General features: G+C 63.3%; 23 protein-coding genes. 3 read left to right on the top strand and 20 right to left on the bottom strand.

The annotated features are described in order from the left end of the window. Positions 1–20: 20 nt before the first annotated feature. From ACPQ6D_RS02060 to ACPQ6D_RS02040, 5 genes are all read right to left on the bottom strand, one after another. Positions 21–2033, bottom strand: a complete 2013-nt coding sequence (locus tag ACPQ6D_RS02060; protein ID WP_423222613.1) for a hypothetical protein — start codon at positions 2031–2033, stop codon at positions 21–23. Next, positions 2030–2866, bottom strand: coding sequence for a class I SAM-dependent methyltransferase (locus ACPQ6D_RS02055; RefSeq protein ID WP_423222612.1), 837 nt, complete (start codon positions 2864–2866; stop codon positions 2030–2032). Before ACPQ6D_RS02055 ends, ACPQ6D_RS02060 begins: the two co-directional genes overlap by 4 nt. After that, entirely contained in the window at positions 2863–4920 is a 2058-nt protein-coding gene (locus ACPQ6D_RS02050) for a hypothetical protein (protein WP_423222611.1), read from the bottom strand. Before ACPQ6D_RS02050 ends, ACPQ6D_RS02055 begins: the two co-directional genes overlap by 4 nt. A 484-nt stretch (positions 4921–5404) precedes the next feature. Then, positions 5405–6721 carry a carboxypeptidase-like regulatory domain-containing protein gene (locus ACPQ6D_RS02045; RefSeq protein ID WP_423222610.1) on the bottom strand — a complete coding sequence of 439 codons (1317 nt, stop codon included), beginning with the start codon at positions 6719–6721 and terminating at the stop codon, positions 5405–5407. Positions 6722–6735: 14 nt separating this feature from the next. Further along, entirely contained in the window at positions 6736–9921 is a 3186-nt protein-coding gene (locus ACPQ6D_RS02040; RefSeq protein ID WP_423222609.1) for a carboxypeptidase regulatory-like domain-containing protein, read from the bottom strand. 582 nt (positions 9922–10503) lie between these two features. Between ACPQ6D_RS02040 and ACPQ6D_RS02035 the strand changes: the two genes are divergently transcribed. Next, entirely contained in the window at positions 10504–11691 is a 1188-nt protein-coding gene (locus ACPQ6D_RS02035) for a Kelch repeat-containing protein (RefSeq protein ID WP_423222608.1), read from the top strand. A gap of 127 nt (positions 11692–11818) precedes the next feature. Here the strand turns inward: ACPQ6D_RS02035 and ACPQ6D_RS02030 are convergent, their stop codons facing one another. Then, positions 11819–12841, bottom strand: coding sequence for a hypothetical protein (locus ACPQ6D_RS02030; RefSeq protein ID WP_423222607.1), 1023 nt, complete (start codon positions 12839–12841; stop codon positions 11819–11821). A gap of 59 nt (positions 12842–12900) precedes the next feature. Here ACPQ6D_RS02030 and ACPQ6D_RS02025 point away from each other — a divergent pair, with 59 nt between their 5' ends. Further along, on the top strand, positions 12901–15237 hold the full coding sequence (locus ACPQ6D_RS02025) for a CHAT domain-containing protein (RefSeq protein WP_423222606.1): 2337 nt from the start codon (positions 12901–12903) through the stop codon (positions 15235–15237). Between the two features lie 32 nt (positions 15238–15269). Here ACPQ6D_RS02025 and ACPQ6D_RS02020 read toward each other — a convergent pair whose 3' ends face one another. Together ACPQ6D_RS02020 and ACPQ6D_RS02015 are read right to left on the bottom strand one after the other, a co-directional pair. Then, positions 15270–15956, bottom strand: coding sequence for an anti-sigma factor family protein (locus ACPQ6D_RS02020; RefSeq protein ID WP_423222605.1), 687 nt, complete (start codon positions 15954–15956; stop codon positions 15270–15272). A 73-nt stretch (positions 15957–16029) separates the two neighbouring features. Beyond that, positions 16030–16713, bottom strand: coding sequence for an RNA polymerase sigma factor (locus ACPQ6D_RS02015; RefSeq protein WP_423222604.1), 684 nt, complete (start codon positions 16711–16713; stop codon positions 16030–16032). A gap of 180 nt (positions 16714–16893) precedes the next feature. Here ACPQ6D_RS02015 and ACPQ6D_RS02010 point away from each other — a divergent pair, with 180 nt between their 5' ends. Next, complete coding sequence (locus ACPQ6D_RS02010) at positions 16894–17919, top strand: SDR family oxidoreductase (RefSeq protein ID WP_423222603.1); 1026 nt, start codon at positions 16894–16896, stop codon at positions 17917–17919. Positions 17920–17945: 26 nt separating this feature from the next. On the opposite strand, the gene ACPQ6D_RS02005 is transcribed toward ACPQ6D_RS02010, so the two are convergent. The 12 genes from ACPQ6D_RS02005 to ACPQ6D_RS01950 form a co-directional block, all read right to left on the bottom strand. Further along, a complete protein-coding gene (locus ACPQ6D_RS02005; protein ID WP_423222602.1) occupies positions 17946–18764 on the bottom strand; it encodes a GNAT family N-acetyltransferase in 819 nt (272 codons plus the stop codon). A gap of 200 nt (positions 18765–18964) precedes the next feature. Continuing rightward, entirely contained in the window at positions 18965–19360 is a 396-nt protein-coding gene (gene rpsI / locus ACPQ6D_RS02000) for a 30S ribosomal protein S9 (RefSeq protein ID WP_423222601.1), read from the bottom strand. Between the two features lie 29 nt (positions 19361–19389). Continuing rightward, the gene (gene rplM, locus ACPQ6D_RS01995; RefSeq protein ID WP_423222765.1) at positions 19390–19818 is read right to left on the bottom strand and encodes a 50S ribosomal protein L13; all 429 of its coding nucleotides are present in this window, start codon (positions 19816–19818) and stop codon (positions 19390–19392) included. A 96-nt stretch (positions 19819–19914) separates the two neighbouring features. Next, complete coding sequence (gene truA, locus ACPQ6D_RS01990; RefSeq protein ID WP_423222600.1) at positions 19915–20694, bottom strand: tRNA pseudouridine(38-40) synthase TruA; 780 nt, start codon at positions 20692–20694, stop codon at positions 19915–19917. A gap of 12 nt (positions 20695–20706) precedes the next feature. Next, the gene (rplQ, locus tag ACPQ6D_RS01985; protein ID WP_423222764.1) at positions 20707–21081 is read right to left on the bottom strand and encodes a 50S ribosomal protein L17; all 375 of its coding nucleotides are present in this window, start codon (positions 21079–21081) and stop codon (positions 20707–20709) included. A 76-nt stretch (positions 21082–21157) separates the two neighbouring features. Further along, positions 21158–22174, bottom strand: a complete 1017-nt coding sequence (locus tag ACPQ6D_RS01980) for a DNA-directed RNA polymerase subunit alpha (protein ID WP_423222599.1) — start codon at positions 22172–22174, stop codon at positions 21158–21160. Between the two features lie 107 nt (positions 22175–22281). Continuing rightward, the gene (gene rpsD, locus ACPQ6D_RS01975) at positions 22282–22917 is read right to left on the bottom strand and encodes a 30S ribosomal protein S4 (RefSeq protein ID WP_423222598.1); all 636 of its coding nucleotides are present in this window, start codon (positions 22915–22917) and stop codon (positions 22282–22284) included. Positions 22918–23040: 123 nt separating this feature from the next. Next, positions 23041–23448, bottom strand: a complete 408-nt coding sequence (gene rpsK, locus ACPQ6D_RS01970; protein ID WP_423222597.1) for a 30S ribosomal protein S11 — start codon at positions 23446–23448, stop codon at positions 23041–23043. A 143-nt stretch (positions 23449–23591) separates the two neighbouring features. Then, positions 23592–23975 (bottom strand): 30S ribosomal protein S13, encoded by a 384-nt coding sequence (gene rpsM / locus ACPQ6D_RS01965; RefSeq protein ID WP_423222596.1) that lies wholly within the window; start codon positions 23973–23975, stop codon positions 23592–23594. A 17-nt stretch (positions 23976–23992) separates the two neighbouring features. Further along, the gene (gene rpmJ, locus ACPQ6D_RS01960; protein ID WP_343408280.1) at positions 23993–24106 is read right to left on the bottom strand and encodes a 50S ribosomal protein L36; all 114 of its coding nucleotides are present in this window, start codon (positions 24104–24106) and stop codon (positions 23993–23995) included. Between the two features lie 81 nt (positions 24107–24187). After that, the gene (gene map, locus ACPQ6D_RS01955) at positions 24188–25036 is read right to left on the bottom strand and encodes a type I methionyl aminopeptidase (protein ID WP_423222595.1); all 849 of its coding nucleotides are present in this window, start codon (positions 25034–25036) and stop codon (positions 24188–24190) included. Continuing rightward, the gene (locus ACPQ6D_RS01950) at positions 25006–25686 is read right to left on the bottom strand and encodes an adenylate kinase (RefSeq protein ID WP_423222594.1); all 681 of its coding nucleotides are present in this window, start codon (positions 25684–25686) and stop codon (positions 25006–25008) included. Before ACPQ6D_RS01950 ends, map begins: the two co-directional genes overlap by 31 nt. Positions 25687–25806: the final 120 nt, after the last annotated feature.

Below are 25806 nucleotides of genomic sequence, written 5' to 3'. Positions count from 1 at the left end.
GTCTGGTTTATCATTGATTGTTACCGGTTGGTCACGGACACAACGCCGCACATCACGTCTGGGCCGGCCTCATCCAGCAGGGCCACCGCCGCCCGATACGCGCCCGGCGGTGTGCGCGGGTTGAGGTTGACATCATAATCATCGCGCACGATCTCGCCCGGCCGCCAACGCGTCATGGGGTAGAAGTGCAGCGCGCTGTCCGCGCGCTCCAGGCTCTCGCCCCACACCTGACCGTCAGCATCCACCAGGCGTACACGCGCCAGGTGATCGGCGGCGGGCGCAGCCAGGGCCTGCCAATAGAGTGTGACATGCGCCCAGCCGCTGGGCGGATGCATGGCATCGTCCGTCGCGGCCACGGGGCCTGGCTCCAGGCGGCAGCCGGCCAGGCGAACAGCGCCGTTGGCCTGGCTTGGCCCATCCACAGGCTTGGCCGCGCTCGGCAGCGCGGTCAACCGATACTGCGTGGCGTAGGCGCGGATGGCAATGCCGGCCGGATAGAGTTCAGTAACCAGCGGAAAGCGCCCACCGAGCCAGGCGCGCACCAGATTGGCCGGATCAATCCCCTCCTGGTGCGACAAGACGAGCCACAGGGTGTCGGCCCCGGTCAGCGGGTCGAGGCCAGCCTCGACCGCGCTTTCATCCGCGAGAGCCGCGCCAAAGGGCGCCTGGCGCGGCGCCGCGCCCTGGTAATAGCGCGCAAACGCCAGCTCTGTATAGTTGACATGATTGACAACCACATCTTGCGCGGTGGCGTAGCGACCGACCACCTGCGCCGCGGTGCGCCAATCCTCGCGTCGAAGCGCGGGGTCATGCGACCACAGCGCGGGCAGCGCCGCCAGGAATACGGCCACAAAGCCGACGGTGAGCGCGCGCCCCAACCAGGGCCGCGCGCGCCAGATGGCATCCAACCCGGCGGCCCACGCCAGGCATAAGGCCGGAATCAGAAAGATGAAATAGCGCGTCTCCGCAAACACAGTGGCATCCTTAGCCTGGAGCAGATTGCCGAGCAGCAGCGGAACCGCGAGCCAGAGCAGCAGCAGCAGGCCGCGGCGGCGATCCTGACGCAGCGCGGCTGCGAGGCCAATCAGCAGCAGCCCCCCAGCGCCAATGACCGCGGCCGCCAGCAGCGGCTGCGGCCAGGACGCCTGGCGCACGGTGTACGCTGCCAGCAAGCGCGCCAGTGTGGCGAACAGGTTGGCAAAGGGCGCGCCTGGCGCAGCCTCTGCGCCGCTGACCCGCCACGCAGCCAGCGCCAACGGCGCAAAAAGCGCAGCCATCAGCAGCAGAGCCAGGGCGCTGGGCCATAGGTCGCGAAGAAAAGCGCGCCAATCCCGGACTGGACGGCCGGGCGTTTTCTCCACAAGCAGCCACAGGCCGGCGACCGGCAGCAGAAACGCGGCAAACAGGTAACTGTAGCAGGCCGCCAAGAGGCCGCTGACGGCCAGGGCATACCAGAAAAGCGTCGCCAGCTTGCGGCCAGGCGCAGGGGTCGGCGACAAGGCTCGCAGCCAGGCATAGAGGCCCCAAAGCCCGAAGGTGGTTGCCGGCATGAAAATGCGCACTTCCTGGCTGTACCAAATCAAGAACGGATTGAGGGCGACCAGCACGGCCGCCAACCACGCGCCGCGGCGAGCACGGCCGGCGCGCCGATTCAACGCCAGGCCCAGGCCAAAAGTCGGCCAGACAGCCAGTGCGCCCAGGCCGACCCCCAGGCCGCGCACGGCGGCATCCGACGCGCCGAAGAGACGCAGCCATCCATGCAGGAGCAGGTAGTAGAGGGGTGGATGCTTGTCTTCGGTCAGAGTCAACCCAACGCGCACGATGGTCGCGGCCGGCTTGTTGGCCCAGAACAGGCTGAAGGCCTCGTCCAGCCACAGGCTGTGAAAGGTCAACTGCCAGGCGCGCACGCCCAATGCCAGGAGCAGCAGCAGCGCCAGCCCATGCCACGGCTGCACGCGGAACCAACGCTGCGAGTTGGATTGGACTGGCAGCCCAACCCCGCGCAGCCGCGCCATCCGACTTGGGCCTGTCATGGCCGCACCTCGTTCTCGCCTGACTTCTCCTGACTGCTGACTGCCAGGGCGTACAGAGAAAGGCCCCAGGGCAGATTATGCCCGCGCCGCAGCCAGCTCGCCTCGCGCTCCAGCACCCTGCGCAGCAGGCGGTTGAGCGGCGCCGACGGCAGCTGCAAATCGTGGGCCAACGGCCGTCTGAGCGTGTCGGCCAGGAGGCGGCGACTGGCGGCCAGCGGAAAGAGCACCGCATTGGCATACGTCAGGCGGCGCACGGTCAGCCCCGCGGCCCGCAGAAGTGCTTGCAGCTGCCTGGCGCTCATGCGCGCGGCCGTGCCGGTCAGTTCATCGTGCGCGCTGTGCAGCCAGGGGTGCGCTGAGACCCGCACCAGCAGACGGCCGCCAGGGCGCAGCTGGCCGGCGCATGCAATCAAGGCCTGCCGGCTATCCATTTGGCGCTGATCGAGTGAATCGAGTGCGAGAACCAGGTCGAACCGTGCGGGCGCCAGTGGCAGCGCCATGGCCGAGGCGCGCACGAGGGTCAGGTCAGGATGCTGGCGCGCGTGCATCAACGCCAGCGGGGAGATGTCAAGGCCGATGCGCGGACGCGCCGCCAGCTGGGACAGAGCGCCGCCGCTGCCGCAGCCCACGTCCAGCACCGCGCCGCGGCCTGACCAGCCGTCAGCCGCCAGGATCGCGGCTGTGCAGGCGAACATGCCGCGCGTCCACCAGTGCGCCTCTTCCAGCGCGTAGAGGGTGGGCAAAGCCGCGCCCCACGGCGGCCGGTCGGCTGGGTCTGCCACGGCAAGTGAAATTGGGTTCTCTGGCCGTCGCTGGGAGCGCACGCCCATCATGGCGCCTCCTCGATGCGCAGCCGCGCCAGCAGCAGATGATCGCCGAAGTCCGCGGCCGCCGTCACCGGGATGCGCGCGCCTGACGACAGGTAAAAACCAGCCTCCAGTTGGTAATCGCCGCTCGCCAGCGTGACCGGAAGCGCGATCTGAATCTCGTCTATGATCCATTCACCCATTTGCCAGCGTGTGGTGGGATAGCTGCCGGCGCCCGGCGCGGCATCCGCGCCCAGGCGATTCTGCCCGGCCGCGTCGAGCACGTGAACGAAGAATGTCCAATCCTCCGCGATGGGCGCCAGGGCGCGCCAGAAGAGGCGCAGGTAGATGATGTCCCCGCGGCGATAAACTGAATTGAGGTTGAATCCCAGGAGGCGCGCCTGCGCGTTCCACACGGCGTCGCTGGCTATCTGCGGTTGGATGATGGGTTGGACGCCGATCGGCGCCTCATAGATTGCGGCATATCGCTGGCCGGCGCGGTCGTTGACAACGGAGTGCATGACGACGGCGGGGAAAAGCTCCGGCAGCAGCAGGCGGCTGCGGTAATCCTCGGCTTCGATGACCGCGTAGAAACGACGGCGCTGCGCGTCTGGCGGGATGACAAAAATGTGGCGGCCATCAAAGGTGGACGGCGGCTGGTCGCTGCGCCACGCGAACGCCAGGGTGGTGTGCGTCGCGGGCCGCGGCGTGAGATACACCTGGCTGGCGGCCGGCAGCTCGGTCACCCCCTGCGCCAACTGCCACAGGCCTTCGTCGAAGGCGTAGAAGAGATCAGGCGACCTGGCCCAACGGTCAAAATAGTCGCGGCCCGCGAGGCCGATGGAAACAAGCAGGCAGGCGCTGATCGCCATGCGCAGCCAGCAGGCCGGGCGGCGCCACACGGGCTGCTCTGGGGCAGGCAGCGGTCGCCTCGCGGCCCAATCCCAGGCTGCACCAAGCCCCAAGCCCGTGAGCAGCGCGACGATGGGTAGGGCGCCCAGGGCGCGGCGAAAATGAGGCGCGTACTCGCTCAAAATGGTGGGCGCCAGCATGATGGCGAGCACGGCCAACAGCCAGGCCGCCGTGCGTTCGCGCCAGCGCCAGAGGGTCAATGCCAGGCCCAGGTAAAAGAAGGGCGCCAGGAACCAATCAAAAACGGGCCGGCCCGGCAGGTTGTTGCGCGGGTCCACGTCGCCGGCCAGGCTGAACATGCCAGCCGTCGCCAGGGTGTGCTGCACGATGGTTTGCAGGGGCGAAGTGCTCCCCGCGCCCTCGGCCACCACGGCAATCTGGCGTGAGCGCAGCAGGACCAGGTCTGGGTTGCTGACCCACTGCCAGGCCAGCGGCGCAAAGACCAGCAGCGCGCTCAAGGCCAGCAGTAGCAGACAGCGCGGGCGCAAGGCCGCTGCGGCAACGCCATCGGCGCTGGCCCGCGGCAAGAGGCGAGGCCAGAGCCAGGCAATGAGCAGAACAGCGGCGACGACCACGGGGTAAAGACGACCGGCTGGATAGGTGTAGGGGCCGAGACCGGTGAGCGCGCCGGCTGCCACCCAGGCAGCCGGCCGGCCGGTGCGTAGGGCAGCCAACAAGGCCCACAGCAGCGGGCACAAGAGCAGCGGCACCAGCCCCGGTTCGTAGCCGATGCGGCTGGCGCTGATCGCCCAGAAAAGTCCGGCTTGTACGGCTGCGCTCCACAAAGGGAAACTGGCGGGCAGGCGCGGCTGCCAGCGGCGCAGTTCATGCGCCAAGAGCCAGACCGCAGGCACGGTCAACAGCCCGATCAGCGCGGCCACCCCCCGCTGCACCACCGGCCCGGCGCCAAAGAGCTTGAACGCAATCGCGGTCAGGTAGATGAAGAGCGGCTCAACGCCGAAGTTGCCAGTGAAGAACAACGGACGGTAAGTGGGGTCTTGCAGCAGGCGCCAGGCTTCCAGCCCCTCAAAGGCTTCGTCGAAGTGATAACCAGGCGGTGTGCTGTGCAACTGCCAAAATCGCAAAAAGGCCGCCATCGTGATGATGCCGGCCAGCAAAAGGGCTTCGATCCCAAAGTTACCTGCACGTTGAAACGTCCACCGTCGCATAGCCAGGGGATTTTACCACAGCCTGGCAGCAATGCCCAAGTAAGGCAGCAGTAGGGGTGCATTTCAAACTGGGGGCGGGTGCGACGTCGAGCGATTGAGGCTTCGTCGTGAGCGGCTCACCGCACGGTTCGACAGGCTCACCGCACGGTTCGACCGGCTCACCGCACGGGGCCTGAGCTTGTCGAAGGCCGCTGCAACCACCTCCAAGCCCAACCGAAGCCGGCTACGCAACGGAACTGAAATGCGCCCGCCACGAAATACAAACCCCTCGCGCGCCGTCAGGCCCGACAGGGCCTTCCACCTTGTAGCCCGATCCGTTCACGGTCGGGCGGCGTTGGTTGCGCGCACGCCATCCAGTGCAACCCCGCCGGAGGCCAAAGGCCATCCGGCTACGAGGTGCAAGCCCCTTTGGGGCTACGCCCCGAAATTGAAATGCACCCTGCCGCAGGGGCGGCCCTATGTGGCCGCCCCTCGGACTTTCGACTTACGGTTGCCCAGCCTCGATGCGCTGCGCCAACTCGGCCGCGACCGCGTTGGCGTCGCCGGCGATGCGCTCCACGCGGCAGCCCGCGGCAGCCAGCGCCTGTTCGACTGCCGCGCCCGGCGCATCCGGCCCACCGCCGATGATCGTGACGTGCGCGGCGAGCTTGGCATGATCCAGGTTTGCGCCCGCGGTCAGGCCAAAGGTCTGCAAGTAAGGCGCGGCCAGCAGCCAATCAATTTGTCCCTGCACCGTGTTGAGCGGCGCGAAGAGCACATAGCGCGTCAGCGGCTTGCCCGTCGGTTCGGCTGATTCGGGAATCTCAAGGTCGAGCTGGCGGGCGCTGACCCCATCCAGGTGAAAGTCCTCGGACACGACGTCCTTGCCAGCAATGCCGACCCGGTAGAGGCCTGCGGGTAGCGCCGTAAACTGGTAGCGCTCGTCCGCAGCGACCAATGTCCAATGGACTAGCGCGCCGCTTGCATACAGCTCAATCGTCGCCCCTGCGCCGCGCAGCACGCGGCCGCTGACAGTGCTCTCCTCTTTAGGCGCTGCGGGCAGCGTCAGGTTGACAGTGGCCGCGCCGCGGCCATCCACCGTCACCGGATCTGACCGTACGTCCGCGCCTTGCACTGCCACCTGGTATGTGCCAGCGGCAAGCGCGGTCACGCTGTAGCTCTCATCAGCCGCAACCACCGTTTGGGCCGCAGCGGCGCCCTCTTGTAGCAGGAGCACGATGCGACCGGCCCCGTTGGTCACACGGCCGCTGATGATGCTCTCGCGGGCCGGGGCCGCGGCGCCGGCCAGGGTGCGCTGGAAGACCAGGGCGAAGCTGTGATGAAACAGGCGATTGCCCGGCCCTTCGTCCTTGTGACTGGTGTGCAGCCCCGTGACTTTGTCGCTGACCAGGGTTTCGCCAGGCATTCCGATCGCTGCAACGTCACAAACCTGGTACTTCCACATCGGGAAGTTGCCGGCCGGTTCGCCTGGCGGCTTGTTCAGGGTAATGATCTGCTCGCCGCCAGGCCAGTTGACGCGCACGGCGCCGCCTTGCAGCCGATTGCCCGCTTCATCCTGCATGTCAACGAAGATATGCTGGCGAAAATTATTCTCGTCCGCGGTCAAGTGGTGCACGCGCTGCACTTTCCAATAAAGCTGGCCGATCGGCGGCTTGGCTTCTTCGATGCCTACGCCGTAAGCGGCGGCATCGTTGACAGGCGCATCCAGGCCGCGTGTGGCGGTGACGCCGGGATACGGTGGGGCGGCGCGTCCGAACAGAGCGGCGAAGAACTCAGAAATCGAAGACAACAGCGTACTCATGGATCACCTCTCTGCTACAGATTGGCCTGCAGCCAGTCGGCCAGGGCGTATAGATCGCCTTCGACCCGCTGCACCACGCAGCCGGCCGCGCGCAGGTCTTGTTCGACGGCCTGGCTGACGAGCGTCGCGTCGCCAACAATGACAACCCGCTCGGCCGCCGCGGCCAGCGCCGCGTCGAAACCGACCGCGACATCGGCATGCGCAGCCAGGTAAGGCGCCAGCAGCCGCAGTTGATTCTGCACGAGGGGCGTCTGGGCCACGCTGCCCCGACCCAGGAGAACGAATTGGCGCAGATTGAGTGGAACCGAGTCCGGTTCTGGATCGGGCGCGGTCAGCGCCAGCGTGGCCGCATTGAGGCCATCCAGCGTTACCGTGGCCGAGATTTCGTAGTCAGGCAGCTGCACGCTGTAGACGCCGGCTTTGAGATCGCGGAACTCAAAGCCGCCGGCGCTGTCGCTGGTGGTCTGTTGATCCGTGCGTTCATCGCGGTGCAGCTCGACGTGGACCGCCGCGGCCGGCGCGCCGCTTGCGTGCTGCACTGACCCGTGGATGGCGCTTTGCGCTGGCGGCAGCGGCAGCGCCGGCGGGTGCAGAACCAGCAAAGGCGCCTCCAGCGTCTGGCCTTCGGCCAGCACAATGTCGGCGCTGCGCTTGTCACCCGCGCTCACCTGGTAGCGGCCGGGCGGCAGGCCGTCGAAGCGGTAGCGGCCGTCCGCGCCCGCGGCTGTCGTGCGACGCCACGCCAGCGGACTCACGCGCGCCAACTCGACCGACGCGCCGGTGGCCAGTCCAAGCGCCTGACCGGTCAACACGCCCGTGAGAGACATGCTGCGCTCGACGGTGTTGGCGCCATCCAGCGCAAACGCCGCGCCCAGGCGTGCGATGTTCTCAACCGCCAACTCGTAGTCGGCGCCGGCTGGCAAATCTCGGAACTCGAAATTGCCGCTGGCAGGCAGGCTTTGGCGCTGCGGGCCAGCGGGCAAGGCGTTGCCGCTGAGCACGATCACCCCGTTCGATGGTGGGTTGGTAATGCGGCCGCGCACGATGCTTTGATTGCGAATCACCCGCTGCAGTTGGAAGGTCACGTCCCAGAAGAATGAATCCCCCGCCTGGCCGGGCAGCGCATTCGTGGCCAGCGGCGCGCTCACGTCGCTGGCCCAGTCGGGCTGGATCACTTTGACCTGGAACTGACCGGCCGACGCCAAGAATTCGTAGAAACCAGCGGGCTTGAACGGGTCGCGCCCAGTGAGGGTTTCGGGAAATTGCGTGTCCGGCTCCGGATTCGGCCAGGACATCTGCATCTTGATGCCGTTCAGGCCATTGCCTTGCGCATCCAACACGCGGCCCATGATGCGGCGCGGGCTGCCAGACGACGCCTGGGCGCTTGTCACCCGGTAGCGGAACTCGGGCGGCGCGGGCAACGGCAGGTTGACTGCGGCCGTGCTCCAGCCGTCAAGCGTCACCGCGGCCGAGGTGGTCGTTCCTGCCCGAACCTGGTACAGGCCGGGGGGGAGCCGGCCAAAGCTAAAGCGCCCTTGCCCCAACACGGTCTGGCTGGCGATGACGTGCGCCGCGCCCTCGCTCACCTCCAACAGGCTGACCGCCTCGCCAGGCTGTGGCTTGTCGTTACGTAGCACCTGGCCCAGAATGGCCGAAACCGCGCCGTTGGCAGGCAGCGTCACGGAGAGCGCCTTCTGTTCGCCGGTCGCCAGCGTAATGGCGCTGGCAATGCCGGGGCCATCCACCACGCTGAGGGTGTACGTCGCAGCGGCCAGGCCATCCAGGCTGAACACGCCGCCGGATGATGCAGTGGCCAAGAGCGGCGCGTGGCCGGCGGCCTGCAGGCGGAGACGCACGGCGCCCGCCGCCTGGCCGTTGTTCAGCAGCAGGCGGCCCTGCAGACGCGCGGTTTGCGGGACGTTGGCCGGCCACACCCGTGCCGCCGAGGGCAGCGCCTTGAGCGCGTCCACGATGGGCAAGCGGCCGTTCAAGCCAAACTGCTGGTCCCACCAGTTGGTGTACCAGCTCATCGTTTCCCAGGCGGGCGTGAAATCGCCTAACGGGCGCGAGGCAATCAGCCAGGTGCACATGGCGAAGTACCAATCAGGCACCTCGTTGTTCTGCATCTGGCGCACGATCTCTTGCTGCATTTCCATCTGCTGGCTGGGGATGATTTTGTTGTACCGTTTGTCATCGCCCCAGCCAACCACGGGGCCGCCCTCCGTGCTGATGACCGGCACATAGTAACCCAGGGCATCGAAGATCATTTTTCCCGCCGCTTCGTACCCGCGGAAGCAGTTGGGGTCCTGAAAAATGGTGGCGCCAGGCCGCTTGCTCTCGCGGCGCAGGCGGTTGATCGTCTGATCTTCCGGGTTGGCCGACTCGCGCGGGCGAAAATCCCATGACCAGGCGCCATAGCGATCGTACTCGGCCTGGCTGAGCGGCGCGCCTAACTGGCTGACGGCATCGTAGGGGTAATCGAGCGGGTGGTTGAGGGTGTAGTTGTGAATGGCGACCCAGGCGCCGCGCTCGAACAGGTCACGCCGCCCACGAGCGACGATTTTGGAAATAGGGTTGTCCTGGCTGCCGGGTCCCATGGCAGGGACAGCCGGCAGACCGCCGCGGCCCAAGATTTGATCGGCATCGCGGATGAAGTTATCCACCACGATGTCAAGCCAGTTGGCCGGCATGACGTTGTTTTCCCATTCCGCGGACAAATCTGGCTCATTGTTCGTCTCGAAATAACGCACGCCCACCGCTACCAGGCGGCTGATCGTCTCAAACTCACGGCCGCCGATGCCACGCGGGTTGGGGCGCTCCTTGAACAGGCGCACGATGGGCATGATGCCCGCTTGCAGCATGCGTTGGCAGATCAGCAGCGAGGAACCGCCGCCATCGTCCATCAGCTTGACCCACTTGATGTGCATGGCCTGCAGTTCATTGATCCAATGGTCCAGTTCGCCGGCGGTCGGCGTGTAGAGCGTCGCCGTCCAGTTGACAGCTTCCGGTTCGCCCAAACCGCGTGTGAGGGCGTTGTCTGGGGATCGGTACACGCGTGCGGACATGGCGTACTTTTCGTCTGCGTTGGCATCGCCTGGGCCTTGCGCAGGTTGATTCGTCGGGTGGTAGACGCGGGCGGACCAGTGCAGCCCGCGGCCATTGTCATCAGGAGGACGAGGAAAGTCCTTGATGTGCATCATGGTGAACCTCCTGGGGCGTCATGCGTTCAGCGCATGAGGTGCAGAGCAGAGGCCTGAACCAAGTGTGCAGGCCGGCCGAGAACGTTGCTTGAGGTAAGTTATGAGGAAGGTTAAAACAAGATACCGAACCTGTCAAGTTTGACAAAAAGGGCGAGCTCTCCCTGACTGCCGGCCATGAACGGCCGCTGGAGATTTGCCTGAGGCCGGTGGTCTGCTCAGGCATCGTGCGCCGACTGCAGCCGCCGCATGAATTCGGGCCGAAAGGGCGTTCCGCCGCCAGGACTTCGGCGAGCTCAGTCGAGCCGTCGGCCCTCGCCGACCGGCATCGCGCCCACGACGGTGGACGCCCGGCGGTACGCCCATCAGGCGCGATTTCAATCGCTCGCTTGTGGCGCCTAACCGCGTGACAGATTCCGGCGCGACCGTGCATCTGTGTCAACTGTCAGCACGCAGGCGGCGCAAAAAGCCTGCATGAGCGTTATCGGCGCACCGTGGTTAGGAAGAAGCCCTACAAGCGTCCCCCATAGAATGAAATCGGTCTTTCAGACCAAAAACTGTTCGCACCTGAAGGAGGAATATGGAATGGCGACAAGAACACGTTGGATGACCGTCAGTTGGTTGACGATCTTGTTATTGCTGGTGGGAATTCTGCCGGCGGCGGCGCATCCCGGCCTGCCCCCGGCGGCTCCACTCGGCCCACGGGAGGCGGTTCCACAGGCCTGGGGCATCGGCACACCGGCGCCGACGGCCGGCTGGCTGATGGGAGGCGCATCGGTGGACAACTGCACCTTTTACGCGATCGGCGGCAACCTGCCTGGCGGCGTGGCCGTGCCCAATGTAGATCTGTACAACCCCGTCACGGATGTTTGGACCCCACGCGCACCCATGCCGGTGGGCGTTTACGGGATTCAGCCCAGCGCATCCGGCTCGCGCATCTATGTCGTGGGCGGCTACGCCGATTCTTCGACCCCCCTGTATGCCGTTACCTCCACCCTCATCTACGATTCGCTGAGCAATAGCTGGTCGGAGGGAGCGCCTATCCCCGTGGGCGAATTGGGCATCGGCACCGCGGCGCAGGCGACCGCTAATGGCAAGATCTACGTGATTGGCGGCGACGACGGCGACGCCGATTCCAACACGACAAACTACGAATACAGCATCGCCGCCAACACCTGGGCGCTGCGCGCGCCCATGCCGACCGCGCGTGAAAACAACGTCGCCGTCACCCTCAACGGCAAGATCTACGTCGCGGGCGGCGCGCAAGCCGTGGATCCCGATTACAATGGCTTGACCACATTCGAGGTCTACGACCCGGCCGCCAATACCTGGGCTTCACTGGCGCCCATGCAAGAGGGGCGTGTATCACCGGGGATCGCCACCGATGGCGTCTACATCTACGTCTATGGCGGCGCCGACAGTTTAGGCGCAACCTTCAACAGCCTGGCAACCACCGAACGTTACAACCCGACCACCAACACGTGGGCCTACGTGGACTCGATGGCGGCGGCAACCGCCGGCATGGTCAACGCCTACGCGGCCGGCCGCATCTACGCCAGCGGCGGCATCGCCGCCGTCAACGGCCTCTTCACTCGCATTGACACCAATCAATACCTGCTGGTTGGGGCGAGCGGATGCCAACCGACGGCCGTGCAGTTGACCACCCTGGAAGGCCCCGCTACCCCACGCACAGCCCTCAATCTGTGGCCCTGGGCGCTTCTCGTCGCCGTGACTGGCCTGATTCTCGTGCGCCGCAGCGCACGCAGCCATTAGCGGGCGCTTCACCTGCACTTCTTGCCCCGCCCTGTTGTCCTCAAGCCGGTAGCGCTGACAGCCTCCTTCTCCCCCATCGGATGGGGGAGAAGGAGAGCGGTCAACTTGCGGTGTACGGCGCCTGACGTCATCCAGCCGGCGCCTCACCGTGTTCATACTCGTCTTGCTCCCCTGATTTCTTGTAGTACATCAGCGCAAAGGTGCCGGCCTGCATCAGTCCTTTGGCCGTCACGATACGCGAGCCATTTTTGGGCGTCGGTATCTCCTCCGCCTCGACGATGGGCACACTCACCATGCGAAAATCCAGCGACCGCTCAGACTGCTCGACGCGTTTTGCCACCGGCAGCCAACGCGAGAACCAAACGTCCAGGTCCTTCGCATTGCTGGCGTTCACTTTCAGCGACACCAGAATCAACTGCTCCAGAACATGCGCCAGGTCCCAGTGAATCCCCTGCTCCTCGAACAGCTTGCCGGCGCCGGCCCATTTGAGCAAGACATTGAGATCGCTGCCGGGCAATCCCCAGGCCTTCAAAAGGGCAGCCATCTGCGCCTCATTGGCTCCCAAACGCTCCCGTTGACGATGCAGCCGGTTGCCTGACGAGCTCTCTTCACCTTGCGGCCGCGCGGCCTGTTGTTCGAGCGCCTCCAGCACGGCGCGCAGCGAAATCCAATTCTCATAGACCAGGCGCAGTTCCCGCGGCTCCAGATCGAGCGGCAGCCCAGCCCGCTGCAGATCATAGTCGTCATAGCGCAGCGTAAGTTGATAACATGGCAGGTTGACATGCCCGTGCGGCCCTGCCGCCGTCGGATCGTACTGCGCGCCAGTGATGTAGTAGGAACTGCCCACGATCACCCCATCATACGGCGTGCCTGGTGCATCATAGCCGGATACAATCAGGAACTTCCAGGCCTGCCCATCTCCGGCTTGCGTTGGCGCTCCGGCCAGCGCAGACTCAGAGACGGTCACCAGGCACTTGCCGTCGCGCGACGTCACCATGTTGCGGCTGGCATCCACCATGCGAATGGCATACTCCAGGGTGCCGTCCGTATCTCGATCTTTCCCAAACTCGCGCGCGGCCACCTGCCACAAAACCGAACCGTTCTTTCTGACCTCGATGCGGCCTCCATACGGCGGATCATTGATCGGCATCTTGCACATCCTCCTCAAGATTTGCAGTCCTAGCATTTCTGGCGAAAATCAATCTCGTCATGAACCAACCAGCCTGTTCACCTGATCTGGTAGAGGCATTCTACCGGGCTTACAACGATACCACGGAATCGCAGCAAGGGCGCCTGGCCGCGTGTGAATCTATCCTGGCCACGCTGAGCGCCTGCGCAGTCACGGATGCCAGCTACGAACCGTGGCGGCTGCTCTTTGCCGGCATTCTCGCCAACGAGCGTGAGCACGATTGGGGGGAGGGCGAGCGGCTGTTTCAGGCTGCCCTGGCGGCCAACCGCCCGCGCGCCCCCCTGCTGGAGGCGCGGGCCTGGCTGGCGCTTGGCGTCACCTATCACCATCTCGATCGTTGGCAGGACTCGATCGTCAGCTGCCAGCGCGCGCTGCAGGCCCTGACTGGGCTGGACAAACCGCTCGACGTGGCCTCAGCCTGGATCAATATGGCTATCTCCTGCGGCACCGGCTATGCGCACGGCGCGTTTGGCGCCGACGCGCTGCGCGAGGGGACCGATTACTGCCAGCAGGCCGTCGCCGCGCTGGCTGAGCTGCCGCCTGGACGTGAACGCAACAGCATGGAGGCCTCGCTTTACAATGCCCTGGGAACGCTGCACAGCCAGGCCGGTCAATGGCGCGAGGCCCTGGTCGCGTTTCAGCGCCATTTCAACATCTGCCAGGAAGCTGGCTACACCAGCCGCACCGGCATCTCGCTCAACAACCAGGGTGAAGTGTACGAACGGCTTGGCCCTGATTATTTCGACCGGGCCGCAGAAGCGCATCGGGCTGCGCTTGCCATTCACCGCCAATACGGGAACATCTACCTGGAGTTCCAATCGCTCCTCTACCTCGCCAGTCTGTCGCAGACCGTGGGCGACGCTCAACAAGCCCTGACCCACTACTGCGCCGCCATTGAACGCGCCCGAGCCATTCGCCTGGGCGTCTCGACCGCCGAAGCTCGCGCCGGTTTTTTCGCCACGGTCGCCAACGCCTACGCCTTCGCGGCGCTCCTGGCTGTCGAATTGGGACGCGTCGCCATGGCTTTCGACCTGATCGAAAGTTCGCGTTCACGCGCGTTTCTCGATCAACTGGCTGCCGGCACAGCCGATTTGCCTCGCCTCCAGGAAGCGCCCACGCTCACGTTGGACGCTGTGCGCGCTGCGCTGCCCGCCGACGCGGCCATGCTTGAGTATTTTACCTGCGGCCTGGTCGAGGCCGATGATGATGGCCGCAGGCAGGGCGCAGCGGCGGAAACGGGTGTGCGTCGGCTGCCGTCGCCCAAGACGCTGCTGTTCGTGGTGACGACCGATGAAGTCACCGTGCACGACGTGGGGCTTGCCCCCAATGATCTGCTACCGCGCCAGCGCAGGGCTGTGACCGAGCGTCACTTTCTGCGGCCGGCCATCCGGCGCGCCCTCTACGACCGCCTGGTAGGACCGGCCGCGCGTCGGCTGGCCGGCAAACGCCGATTGTACCTGGTTCCCCACGGGCCGCTGCACCTGATTCCCTTCCAGGCGCTGATTGCCCCGGATGGCGAAACGTTGTTGCGCGCGGACGGCCCTGAGCTGATCTACGGGCCGAGCGCCACCGCGCTCTTTGGGCGTCCTCAACTGCCTCGCACGCGCACGCAGTCCGACGCGTCGTTGACCTGCCTGGCCTTGGGCTTCAATGGCAACGACGCGCAGCGTCTGCATTTTGCCGAAGATGAAGCGCGCAGCATTGCGGCCTTGCTCGGCGGTGAAGCCCTGGCGGGGTCGGCCAGCAAACGCGACGCGCTGTTCCGCCGCGGCCGGGACGCCCGTTTTCTGCACATCTCCTGTCATGGCGAGTTCGACCCCGATGCGCCCTTGCAATCACGGCTGCACCTGGGCGCCGCGGAGATGCTCACCGCGCACGACGTGCTGCGGGGGCTGCAGCTCGGGTGCGACCTGGTGACCCTCAGCGCGTGCGAGAGCGGCTTGAGCCGGGTGCGCCGCGGGGATGAACTGATGGGTTTGGTGCGAGCCTTCACCCTGGCCGGCGCTCAGGCGGTCATCGCGACGCTGTGGCGGGTGGATGAGCGATCTACGCGTCTGCTGATGGAGAAGTTCTATCGCGAGGTGACGACCGGCGCCAGTTTTGCGCACGCGCTGCAGCAGGCGCAGATCTTCCTGCGCACCCTTCCGCGCGCAACGGCCATCCAACTGCTCGCCGCGTCGCCGACCGAAGAAAAGGACGCCCTGACCATTGGCGAAGCGGCGTCGCACCCCAAGGGTCTGGCGGCTGACCCTGCGCCGGCCGCGCTGCCCGGCAGCGCCGAATTCCCGTTCGCCGATCCGTTCTACTGGGCGCCGTTCATCGTCATCGGCGATGACCCCGCGCGACCGCCCGTGTGACGCACCCGCAGACATGACGGGCATCAACCAGTCTACGGCGTCGGCGCAATGGTAATCGAAATCTCAGCCAGGGCTGCCTGGGGAACTCCGCGCAAAGACGCTTGTCCAAACGCATCGGTGATCTGGACCGCCGTGGTCGTATCGCCTTGCCGCCAGATCACCTCAACGCCGGCCAGGTTTGGCCAGCCGCCGCGGCTTGGGATGTCAACGCTGACAGTCAGGTCAACCACCCCCGGCTGCTGGGCCTCCGGATCGGCATGGATAGTCACCTGTAGATCGTCCAGTCCCTGGGCAGCCGTCAATTCGAACCCTCTGACCGCATCGCCCTTCAGAAACGCAGGCTGCAGCAGAGGGCCTTGGAGGCTGCGCAGCAGATCGGCCGAGAACTGGATGACCAACCGGCCCAGCTTGTCGAAATGCCACGGCTGCGGCGCCGCGGGTCGCGGGAGATAGCTGAAATCGAAGGACGCCGGCCGCGGGGGCTGCACCGCGCGTTCCTCCTGCACGGCGGCCAGCAGGCGCGTCAGCTCCGCGGCCTCTTGTTGGCAGCTGGCGCAGGTCGCCAGGTGCTCAGCCACGGCCGGGAACAGCCTGGCAGCCGGTTGACCGTTCAACTCGGCATCCACAAACAGGGCAAGATCGGTCTCACAGGCCTGGCAAGCCTCCGGCAGTGGATCTTCCTCAAACAGCGCTTCCAGAACTCTCTTGGTTCTCAACATAACGGCCTTTTTCTTCATGCGCAATCAATACAAATAGATGCACGAAGCGCCTGATTTCTGTCTCACATACGTCTCAGGCGGCATCGAAAAGCCGCAGCACCTCACGCGTCAGCCCAGCGCGCTGCAGACACTCGCGCAACTGGCGCTTGCCGCGAGCAATCAGCAAGTAGATGGCGTTGGCCGTCGTGTTGAGCGTCTGCGCCACAGATTCGGCGCGGCTTTCTTCCGCAATACAGCCGACAATCGCCAGGCGGCAGCGGGCGGGCAGGTGCTCCAGGCACGCCTCCACGATGCTCGTCACCTGGGCGCGCTGCGCAGCATGTTCAGGATCGGCCTTGGTCGCGGCAGCCGCTGGCGTCCGGGGGGCCGCGGCCGTCAGCCGATCCCCCTCCTCCTGCTCGTGCGGCAGGTCGAGGCGTCGCGTCCAATAGGGCCGGCGCAATTCCATCGCCGCCTGATTGCGGATGATCTGAGCCGCCCATGAGGTGAAACGGCCCTCGCGACGAAACTGATCCAGCAGGGCGAATTGGTTGCGCGCCAGCTTCTCCAGCGTTTCCTGCACGAAATCCTGCGCCAACGCCGCAAGTTCTTCTGGGGCGAAGGCGGTCAGGCTGGGCAGGCTGTCCTGGCGCAGCCGCAGATAGTTGTACGCAACCACGTACAGATAATTGGCGAGGTCCTCGTGGGCCAGGCGCTGCGCATCCGCGCCTTCGGCGCCGCATAGCCCTCGAATCCAGTCTGTATTACTGCGTTGCAATATCCCTACCGTCCCACTTGAATTGGCTGGTGCACAGGCGCGCCGATTTTACCACAAACGGCCCGCGCTCACAAGCGTGTTGATAGAACAATGAGGGCATCAGCCTTTGACGCCCTCCTGCGGTGATGATACACTCAATGGGTTCGCCAGGGTTCGTCCATCGAATCAAGGAGGCAGAAAATGAGGCATCGGATGAAAGTGTTGTTCATCGGCGGCACGGGCCTGATTAGCTCGGCCTGCGCCGCGTTGGCGGTAGAACGAGGCATTGAATTGTTCGTGATCAACCGGGGCGCTTCGTCCAAGTACGCGCTGCCCGCGGGGGTGATCCACTGCCAGGGCGACGTGCGCCAGGCGCCGGACGCGGCCGCGCAGCTGCTGGCAGGACATTTCTTCGACGCCGTGGTGGATTGGGTTGCGTTCACGGCCGGCGACATCGAGCAGGATATTGACCTGTTCCGCGGCAAGACGCGGCAGTTCGTCTTCATCAGCTCGGCCAGCGCCTACCAAAAACCGCCGGGTCACTACCTGATTACCGAAGATACGCCGCTGGCTAACCCCTTCTGGGACTACTCACGCAACAAGATCGCCTGCGAGGATCGCCTGCTGGCCGCCTATCGAGACGAAGGCTTCCCGGTTACCATCGTGCGGCCCTCGCTCACCTACGGCCCGACGCAGATTCCGCTCTGCCTGGGCAGTTGGCAGCACCCGTGGACCGTGATGGATCGCATGCGCCGCGGGCAAAAAATCATCGTGCCTGGCGACGGTACGTCGCTGTGGGTTGTGACCTGGAATGGCGATTTTGCCAAAGGTTTCGTGGGCCTGCTCGGCCGTGAACAGGCCGTCGGCCACGCCTTCCACATCACGTCGGACGAAGTGCTGACCTGGGATCAACTCGCCATCCAGGCCGGCCACGCGATCGGCCTGGAGCCTGACATTGTGCACATTCCATCCGACCTGATCGCCGCCTACTGGCCGCACGCCCACGGCAGCTTGTTGGGAGACAAGGCGCGCAGCGTGGTCTTCGACAACAGCAAAATCAAGCGCTTCGTGCCTGACTTTGTCGCCACGGTTCCCTGGCAAGAGGGCGTGCGCCGCGCGATTGCCTGGTTTGAAGAGGACGAGTCACGCCAGACGATTGACGAGGAAGCCAACCAGCTCTGGGATACGATCATCCAGGCCTATTTGCGCGCCTTTCCCAGCGCATAAACCTGGTGTGGGGCCTGGCGCCTTGTTCAGGCGCGATCCGGCTCCCGTTCGATGGTTGTGTCCATGCCCGTGAGAAAGCCCTTTCCCTTCCATTCATGCGCATAAGCATGGGTGAGCAACCGAAAACCGTTCTGCGTCAGAATCGGCTGACTCATGGGACTGGCCCCCGTGGTGACAAATGCGTAACCCCGGCCAATCGCCTCCTGGACGCGCGCGGCCAGCAGCGCGGAGTACAAGCCGCGCTTGCGATACTCCCTTCGTGTCGCCGCGCCAAAGAGGCTGGCAAACTGACTATGGGGATTGAAGTACACCCAACCCACAGAGGCAGGTTGGCCTTCGACGTAGGCAACATACACACTGAGATAGCCGGGAATGTCCAAATGGTCGCCCAGTCGGCCCTTGATCCAGCCGAAATTCCCGCCGAGTACGTACTGTTCAACCAAGATCACATCGTCGAGTTGATCACGGTGCTCAAGTCGGCGCACCTCGGCCATGATGGGCGCGCGCGGGCCAGGCTGAGCTTCCTGGGCTGCCAGCGCCATCACCGCATCTGGCTCATCATCCGGCGCAAAACCGTGCGCCGCCAGCCGGTTCTGGAGGCTGGCCGGCTGATCATGTTCGTAAACGTGCCACGAAAATGGCTGCGGCATAGGAGCCAGGTCGGCGATCTGTTGTTGGATGATCTCATCCATGCCCGCTTCGTCGAGGCGGCTGAACGCGATGAAGTTCATGCCGGGCGCAGGCCGAATGAAGCGCACCAACTGCGGGAAGCTTTCCCTGCGTACGCCGGGGTATTCGATATTGATCCGCATCTCCCTGTCGTACAGGGCCAAGAGGTCGTGCATGTCATCCTCCTCGGTGAGCTCGAACGCACGCGCCGCAGCGCAGGCAGGTCACAGCCCGGCATAAACACGTAAAGCGCGCCAGGTTTCTGGCACGCTTTACGTTGAGTCGGGGCGATGGATCTGCAGATTGACGCCGGTCAAGCCTGAGTTAGGCGCTGGCTGGCTGCCAGAGACAATTCAAGGGTTTCTCGGCAGTCAAACTAACGCTTGGTGTACTGCTTCGCGCGGCGGGCCTTCGTCAGACCAGGCTTCTTACGTTCCACGGCGCGGGCGTCACGCGTCAGGAAGCCATTCTTGCGCAAAACGGTCTTGAGCGTCTCATCGGCTTCCACGAGAGCGCGAGCAACGCCCATGATGACCGCGCCGGTTTGTCCGGTGGTGCCGCCGCCAGCCACATGGACTGAGACGTTGTACTGCGCCTGCGCCTCGGTCACATTGAGCGGCCGCAGCAGCTTGATGCGATCGGTCTCACGTGGGAAGTAATCTTCCAGGGCGCGATCGTTGACGACGATGCTGCCGGTGCCCGGATAGAGACGCACCCGCGCGGTGGAAGTCTTGCGGCGCCCAACGCCCTCGTAATAGCGAACTGTTGCCATACGTTCTTCTCCTCGACTGTTCGGCGCGGTTACAGTTCCAACACCTTGGGCTGTTGAGCCTGGTGCGGGTGTTCGCTGCCAGCGTAAACTTTCATCTTCTTGATCATATGCCGCCCCAGCTTCGTGCTGGGCAGCATCCCTCGCACCGCCGCCTCGATCACACGATCTGGGTGATTCGACATCTGGTCACGAAGGGAAACCTGCTTGAAACCACCATGGTACATGGAGTGGCGATAGTAGAATTTCTGGTCAAGCTTGCGGCCCGTGACCTGAATTTTGTCCGCGTTCAGGACGATGACAAAATCGCCCATGTCCATGTGGGGTGTATACGTTGGCTTGTGCTTACCATGCAGAATGACGGCGATCTGAGTTGCCAGTCGCCCCAGGTTCTTTCCAGCAGCGTCTACCACGTACCAATCTCGTTGAACTTCTGATGCTTTTGGCGAATAGGTTTTCACTTCCACGTCTCCTCGAGTCCATCCAGCCATTTGCACGGCGCGTAGGCCGTCGCAGCCACGGTCAACACCGTATGATCGCCAGACGCACTCTGATTTTCAATAACGAACATGCACCAGGCACAGGCCACAAGCCGGGGCCGGCGGCGGAGCCAAACGGCGGTCAGCCGCAAGTAACAGATTCAACACCTCGCTGGATCGCCGCTGGCCGCGGCCCACGGCCAACAGCGTCGCCACGATCGTGCGCACCATGGTGCGCAGAAAGGCATTGGCTTCGATATCGAAACGATACCAGACGCCATCGTCGTCCGGTGTCGTGCGCCAGTCAGCTTGCAGCACCTCGCGTCGCGAATTGCCGCGCCCGGCCCGTTCTTCCGGATCTACGCCAAAGGTGGCAAAATCATGCCAACCAACCAGGGTTGCCGCGGCCTCATTCATTGCGTCCAGGTCAAGCCGTTGCTTGACATAGTGGGCAAAGCGCGCGCGTTGGGGTGAGCGCACCGCGGCCGCCCATACCGTGTAGCGGTAAAGGCGGCTGCGTGCACTGAACCGTGGGTGAAAACCAGGCTCAGCCAACGCTACTTCGCGCACCGCCACAGACGCGGGCAAGACCGCATTCAGCGCCCGTTCCAGGTCGGCCAGAGGGCGCCGCCAGACGCACTGAAAGCGTATCACCTGGCCGCTGGCATGAACCCCGGCATCCGTGCGGCCGGCGCCAATCACCCGGCTCGTCTCACGACAAACCTGTGCTAGTGCAGTTTCTAAGGTGCCCTGCACGGTTGGCTGTCCTATCTGGATTTGCCAACCGGCATAATCAGTCCCGTCATACTCTACCGTCGCCCTGAAAGCAGGCCGCTGGTCATCAGACGGTTGCATCATGATCGGCGCGGGCTATTCCTGCACCAATTCAATGATCGCCATCTCAGCGCCATCACCCTGCCTCATGCCCAACTTATATAGGCGTGTATAGCCGCCGGGACGCGTTTCAAAGCGCGGGGCAATCTCGTCAAACAGCTTCTTCGCCGCGTCAACGCCGTTGATACGCGCCGCCACGAGGCGACGGGCATGCACCTTGTTGCCCTCTGCGCGCAGGCCGTTCTTGGCAATGGTAATTATTTTTTCTGCATCGGAACGGATCGCCCGCGCCTTCGCCTCTGTCGTCTGAATACGGCCATGCAAAAAGAGCTGGCTGATCAGATTGCGCATAAGCGCACGGCGCTGGGCATCGTTTCGTCCTAGTTTATAACCGCTAACTTGGTGTCGCATTTCATCCTCACTCGTGTCGTCGCCGCACGGGCCAGAATCGTCCACGCATGCGTTGACCATCCTGGCCCATCATCACTTACTCGATGGCGAGCGCCGGCTCATCCAGACTGGCATCATCATCGGCGTCAGCAACGCCGCCTTCGGGCGTTCGCCGCTCAAAACGAATAGCGGACAAGAAGCCCTTCTGCTCCAGACGTTCCAGCAACTCATCGAGCGATTTGCGGCCAAAATTGCGAATGGCAAGAATTTCCTCTTCGCCCTGCTGCAACCGCTCCAGCACTTCGCCCACCTTGGTGATGCCCGCACGCTTCAAGCAATTGTATGCGCGCACGGTCAATTCCAGGTCTTCGATGGCGGTTTCATAGAGACGATCAGGGATGCCATCCTCGTCCTTCTTGGGAAGGTCAGCCAGGCTCGCATCCACGCCAACAATCAACGAAAAATGCTGCACCAAAATGCGCGCGCTTTCGCTCAGCGCGGCCTTCGGTGTGATGGTGCCGTCTGTCCAGATTTCAATCGTCAGTTTATCATAGTCAGTTTGCTGGCCCACGCGTGTGCGCTCAACAGTATAGTTCGACTTGCGCACCGGGCTGAAGATCGAATCCACCGGTATCTCGCCGAGCGGCAGCTTGGTGCGATCCTCAGACGGCGAATAGCCCTTCCCACGCTGGACCACCATCTCGATATCTAGCTCAGCTTGTTCGGAGTCAGCCGTCAGCAGGTACAACTCCGGATTGATCACTTCAACACCGACCGGGCATACCAGGTCGCCCGCGGTGATAATCCCTTCGCCGGTAACCTCTACGTGCAGGCGCTGCGGCTCGTCTGAGTCGCATTTCAGGCGAATCTGCTTCACGTTCAGAAGCAGCGCCGTCATATCCTCGCGCACGTGAGGAATATCCTGAAACTCATGATGTACGCCCGTAATTCGAATCGAAGTAACGGCCGCGCCAGTCAATGAAGAAAGCAGAACGCGGCGCAGCGCGTTGCCCAGGGTCGTACCATGCCCACTTTCGAGTGGGCTAATGACAAAGCGACCGTAGTTCTGCGCGCTTGCTTCACATTCGATTTTCGGCAGCATTACACTTGACAAGTTACTACCTCCTTGCATCGTGCGATTGACGTAAAACATCGGTCAAGCCGGAATTGTTGCGGCGCCGAGCGCGCAACAGAAATGACCCACATTCACGATGCAATCGTCTACCGGCTGTAGAACTCAACGATCAACTGTTCGTTCAGTTGCGCATCAATGTCAAGGCGGCCAGGCAGTTCGATCACACGACCCGACATACCAGCCGTGTCGCGGCTCAGCCACGCCGGGGTGCTGCGATCATGCAGGTACTCGCCGAGACCCTTGAAATAGACATTATTGCGGCTGCTGTCGCGTACTGCGACCACATCGCCCGGTTTTACCAAGAAGGACGGAATGTCTGTCTTTTGATTGTTCACCGCAAAGTGACCATGGCGCACCAACTGGCGGGCCTGGGCGCGTGAATCAGCAAATCCCAGGCGATAAACCACGTTATCGAGACGTGACTCCAGAAGGGTCAACAGGGTCGCGCCGGTCAGGCCTTTGGCCCGGCTGGCAGTTGAGAAATAGCGGCGGAACTGCCGCTCCATGACGCCATAAATTCGGCGCGCCTTTTGCTTTTCACGCAGCTGGCGGTTGTAGTCAGACACCTTGCGCTTGAAACCGCCCTTGGGGCCGTGCATACCCGGCACGTAAGGGCGACGCTCCACGGCGCATTTGGGCGTCAAACAACGTTCGCCCTTTAGAAACAGTTTTTGACCTTCAGCTCGACACAATCTGCAAACTGGGTCCGTATATCTCGCCATCGTTTCTCCTCCAAAATCAATCACGCGCCTCGACCTGCGGTCAAAGGGTGGCGTGGGCCCGGGACAAGTTTACAAGCATACGGTAGCCCGTCCTCCTTGTCAACCGAACGCTTTGTTCGCTCGCTAGACTCGACGCTTCTTTGGCGGCCGACACCCATTGTGGGGCAGAGGCGTCACATCGGTAATCGTGCGCACGCGCAGACCCGCAGCCTGAATCGCGCGCACGGCTGCCTCACGCCCTGGGCCAGGGCCTTTCACAAACACATCCACCTCTCGCATCCCCATATCCATCGCGCTCTTACCGCACTGCTGCGCAGCCAGCGTCGCGGCAAAAGGCGTGCTCTTGCGCGAGCCTTTGAAGCCGGCCAATCCGGCGCTGCTCCAGGTCACGGTATTGCCTTGAGGATCGGTGATGGTAATGATGGTATTGTTAAACGTAGACTGAACGTGCACGGCGCCCACCGGCACCATCTTCTTTTCACGTCGAGCGGCGCCGCGGCGCGGTTCACGTCGTGCAACTCGTGGTGGCATGATAACTCCTTCTTAAGACTTTAGCGCCAGCCCGCAGGCTGGCCGCCAACACCGGTAGAAAATCCATCCCGTAGCGCAACCAGGCTGATCGCGCCACGCGCTCCCTCGCATGCAGCCAGGCCGCCGCGTGGAGCACGTTGTTATTACTTCTTGGCCTTCGAACGGCGCTTGCCAGCCACGGTCTTGCGCGCGCCACGCTTGGTGCGTGCATTCGTACGCGTACGCTGACCACGCACCGGCAAACTGCGGCGGTGCCGTAGTCCCCGGTAGGATCCGATTTCCTGCAGGCGCTTGATGTTCAAACTGATCTCGCGTCGTAAGTCACCCTCGACGCGGTAGTTGCGGTCAATGACCTCGCGCAGGCGGGCCACTTCAGCTTCTGACAAATCCTTGACCCGCGTGTCTGGGTTCACGCTGGTGACACCCAGGATTTCTCTGCTGATTGAAGGGCCAATACCAAAGATGTACGTTAGTGCCACTTCAACCCGCTTGTCGCGCGGCAGGTCAACACCAGCAATACGAGCCATGCTTGCCTCCTAAACTCTTAACCCTGTCGCTGCTTATGCTTGGGGTCTTGGCAAATCACCCGCACCACGCCGTGGCGCTTGATGATCTTACACTTCGCACAAATTCGCTTTACAGAGGGTCGAACTTTCATGAGAACACCTCTCCCTTACCTTACCTACTTTTCCAACCCTAGACTTCCAAAGCCTGGCAGACTTCGGAAGTCTTGATCCCTTTACCGTTGCCGGGTCAGGATTTCGACGCCATTCTCGGTGACAGCCAACGTATGCTCAAAGTGTGCGGACAAGCGCCGATCCTCAGGCACCACCGTCCACCCGTCCTCAAGAACCTGCGTCTTCCATGTGCCGACATTGACCATGGGTTCGATAGCAAATGTCATGCCTGGGCGCAGAATCCAGTATTGCACCTTGTCATCGGGGTGCAGATAGTGCAAGATTTGCGGATCCTCGTGCATTTGCCGCCCGATGCCATGACCGGTGTACTCGCGCACGACACTAAACCCATGACCTTCTACATAACGCTGAATGGCGCCTGAAACATCACCAAACGTCTTGCCAGGAGCCACCTGTTCAATGCCGACGTACAGCGACTGTTCAGTCACTGCCAGCAGGCGCTTTGCCTCGTCCGTGATCTCGCCGACCGGGTAAGTCCAGGCGGAATCACCGTGAAAGCCTTTGTAAATGACGCCGACATCCACACTGATGATATCGCTTGCCTTGAGCACGCGCTTGGCGCTGGGAATGCCGTGCACCAGCTCGTCGTTGATCGAGGCGCAGATGGAGGCCGGAAAGCCGTTGTACCCCAGAAAGGATGGTACTCCATTGCGCTTGCGGATCAGCGCGTCGGCCAGACGATTCAGCTCGCCTGTCGTCACGCCTGGCTTGATCGCCTGCCTGACGGTGTCATGAACCTCAGCCACGATCTGTCCGGCCGTGCGCATCAGGCCCAACTCATACGGGCCTTTCAGCGTGACGCGCGCGGGCGCTGGTTTTTCTTGCGGCGGCGGCTCCGATCGGCGCTGCAGCCACTGCCTCATGCCATGGCTTTGTCCAACACGTCCCACAGATCACTCGTTACCTTGTCAATCGCTTGCGCACCATTGATCTCAGCCAACAGCCCATGCGCGAAGTAGTACCCGATCAAGGGCGCCGTCTGCTTGTAGTAGACAAACAGGCGATTGCGCACTGTTTCAGGCTTATCATCGTCACGCTGGTAAATGTCGCACAGGCTCTTATCGCCCTGCGGACATTCACCGGCCGGCGGCGGCGGGTTGAACATGAGATGAAAGACCCCTTGACAGCGCCGGCAAACCCGGCGACCAGTCAAACGATCCATCACCTCGTCATCCGTCACGCCGATGAGCGGCACGAGAGCTACCTTCTGCCCTTTGCCACGCAGCATCTTATCAAACGCATCGGCCTGAGCCAATGTGCGCGGGAAGCCATCCATAATGGCGCCCTTGGCGCAGTCCGGCCGGCTCAGACGTTCTTCGACCATGCGAATAGTCACATCATCGGGCACAAGTTCGCCCTTGTCCATATAGCTCTTGGCTAGTTGGCCGAGTGGCGTCTGGTTGCGCAGATTGTCGCGAAAGATGTCACCGGTTGAAACTTGCTTCAGCCCCAATTTTTCTTCAAGCCGCTGCGCTTGAGTGCCCTTGCCGGCACCCGGCACACCCAACATCACGATAAAGATCGGACTGTTTGACTCCATCGTCATCCAACTCCTTGTATTGTGTGATTGGGACACTGTCTTCACATTCTGCCCCATCGGGCAGGCATGTGGGGCACGGGTTGCCTTTCACGGCCCGCCGCCGCGTTGACCGCAGCGCCA

Source organism: Candidatus Amarolinea aalborgensis, from assembly GCF_900491745.1.
In the GTDB taxonomy this organism is placed as follows: Bacteria; Chloroflexota; Anaerolineae; order SSC4; family Amarolineaceae; genus Amarolinea; species Amarolinea aalborgensis.
This window is presented reverse-complemented; position numbering and strand designations above follow the sequence as displayed.

Bases quoted from the DNA above. Each gene is read 5' to 3' on its own strand.
- ACPQ6D_RS02060 (WP_423222613.1), bottom strand. From the start codon at position 2,033: ATGACAGGCCCAAGTCGGATGGCGCGGCTGCGCGGGGTTGGGCTGCCA.
- ACPQ6D_RS02055 (WP_423222612.1), bottom strand. From the start codon at position 2,866: ATGATGGGCGTGCGCTCCCAGCGACGGCCAGAGAACCCAATTTCACTT.
- ACPQ6D_RS02050 (WP_423222611.1), bottom strand. From the start codon at position 4,920: ATGCGACGGTGGACGTTTCAACGTGCAGGTAACTTTGGGATCGAAGCC.
- ACPQ6D_RS02045 (WP_423222610.1), bottom strand. From the start codon at position 6,721: ATGAGTACGCTGTTGTCTTCGATTTCTGAGTTCTTCGCCGCTCTGTTC.
- ACPQ6D_RS02040 (WP_423222609.1), bottom strand. From the start codon at position 9,921: ATGATGCACATCAAGGACTTTCCTCGTCCTCCTGATGACAATGGCCGC.
- ACPQ6D_RS02035 (WP_423222608.1), top strand. From the start codon at position 10,504: ATGGCGACAAGAACACGTTGGATGACCGTCAGTTGGTTGACGATCTTG.
- ACPQ6D_RS02030 (WP_423222607.1), bottom strand. From the start codon at position 12,841: ATGCCGATCAATGATCCGCCGTATGGAGGCCGCATCGAGGTCAGAAAG.
- ACPQ6D_RS02025 (WP_423222606.1), top strand. From the start codon at position 12,901: ATGAACCAACCAGCCTGTTCACCTGATCTGGTAGAGGCATTCTACCGG.
- ACPQ6D_RS02020 (WP_423222605.1), bottom strand. From the start codon at position 15,956: ATGTTGAGAACCAAGAGAGTTCTGGAAGCGCTGTTTGAGGAAGATCCA.
- ACPQ6D_RS02010 (WP_423222603.1), top strand. From the start codon at position 16,894: ATGAGGCATCGGATGAAAGTGTTGTTCATCGGCGGCACGGGCCTGATT.
- ACPQ6D_RS02005 (WP_423222602.1), bottom strand. From the start codon at position 18,764: ATGCACGACCTCTTGGCCCTGTACGACAGGGAGATGCGGATCAATATC.
- rpsI (WP_423222601.1), bottom strand. From the start codon at position 19,360: ATGGCAACAGTTCGCTATTACGAGGGCGTTGGGCGCCGCAAGACTTCC.
- truA (WP_423222600.1), bottom strand. From the start codon at position 20,694: ATGATGCAACCGTCTGATGACCAGCGGCCTGCTTTCAGGGCGACGGTA.
- rplQ (WP_423222764.1), bottom strand. From the start codon at position 21,081: ATGCGACACCAAGTTAGCGGTTATAAACTAGGACGAAACGATGCCCAG.
- rpsD (WP_423222598.1), bottom strand. From the start codon at position 22,917: ATGGCGAGATATACGGACCCAGTTTGCAGATTGTGTCGAGCTGAAGGT.
- rpsK (WP_423222597.1), bottom strand. From the start codon at position 23,448: ATGCCACCACGAGTTGCACGACGTGAACCGCGCCGCGGCGCCGCTCGA.
- rpsM (WP_423222596.1), bottom strand. From the start codon at position 23,975: ATGGCTCGTATTGCTGGTGTTGACCTGCCGCGCGACAAGCGGGTTGAA.
- rpmJ (WP_343408280.1), bottom strand. From the start codon at position 24,106: ATGAAAGTTCGACCCTCTGTAAAGCGAATTTGTGCGAAGTGTAAGATC.
- ACPQ6D_RS01950 (WP_423222594.1), bottom strand. From the start codon at position 25,686: ATGGAGTCAAACAGTCCGATCTTTATCGTGATGTTGGGTGTGCCGGGT.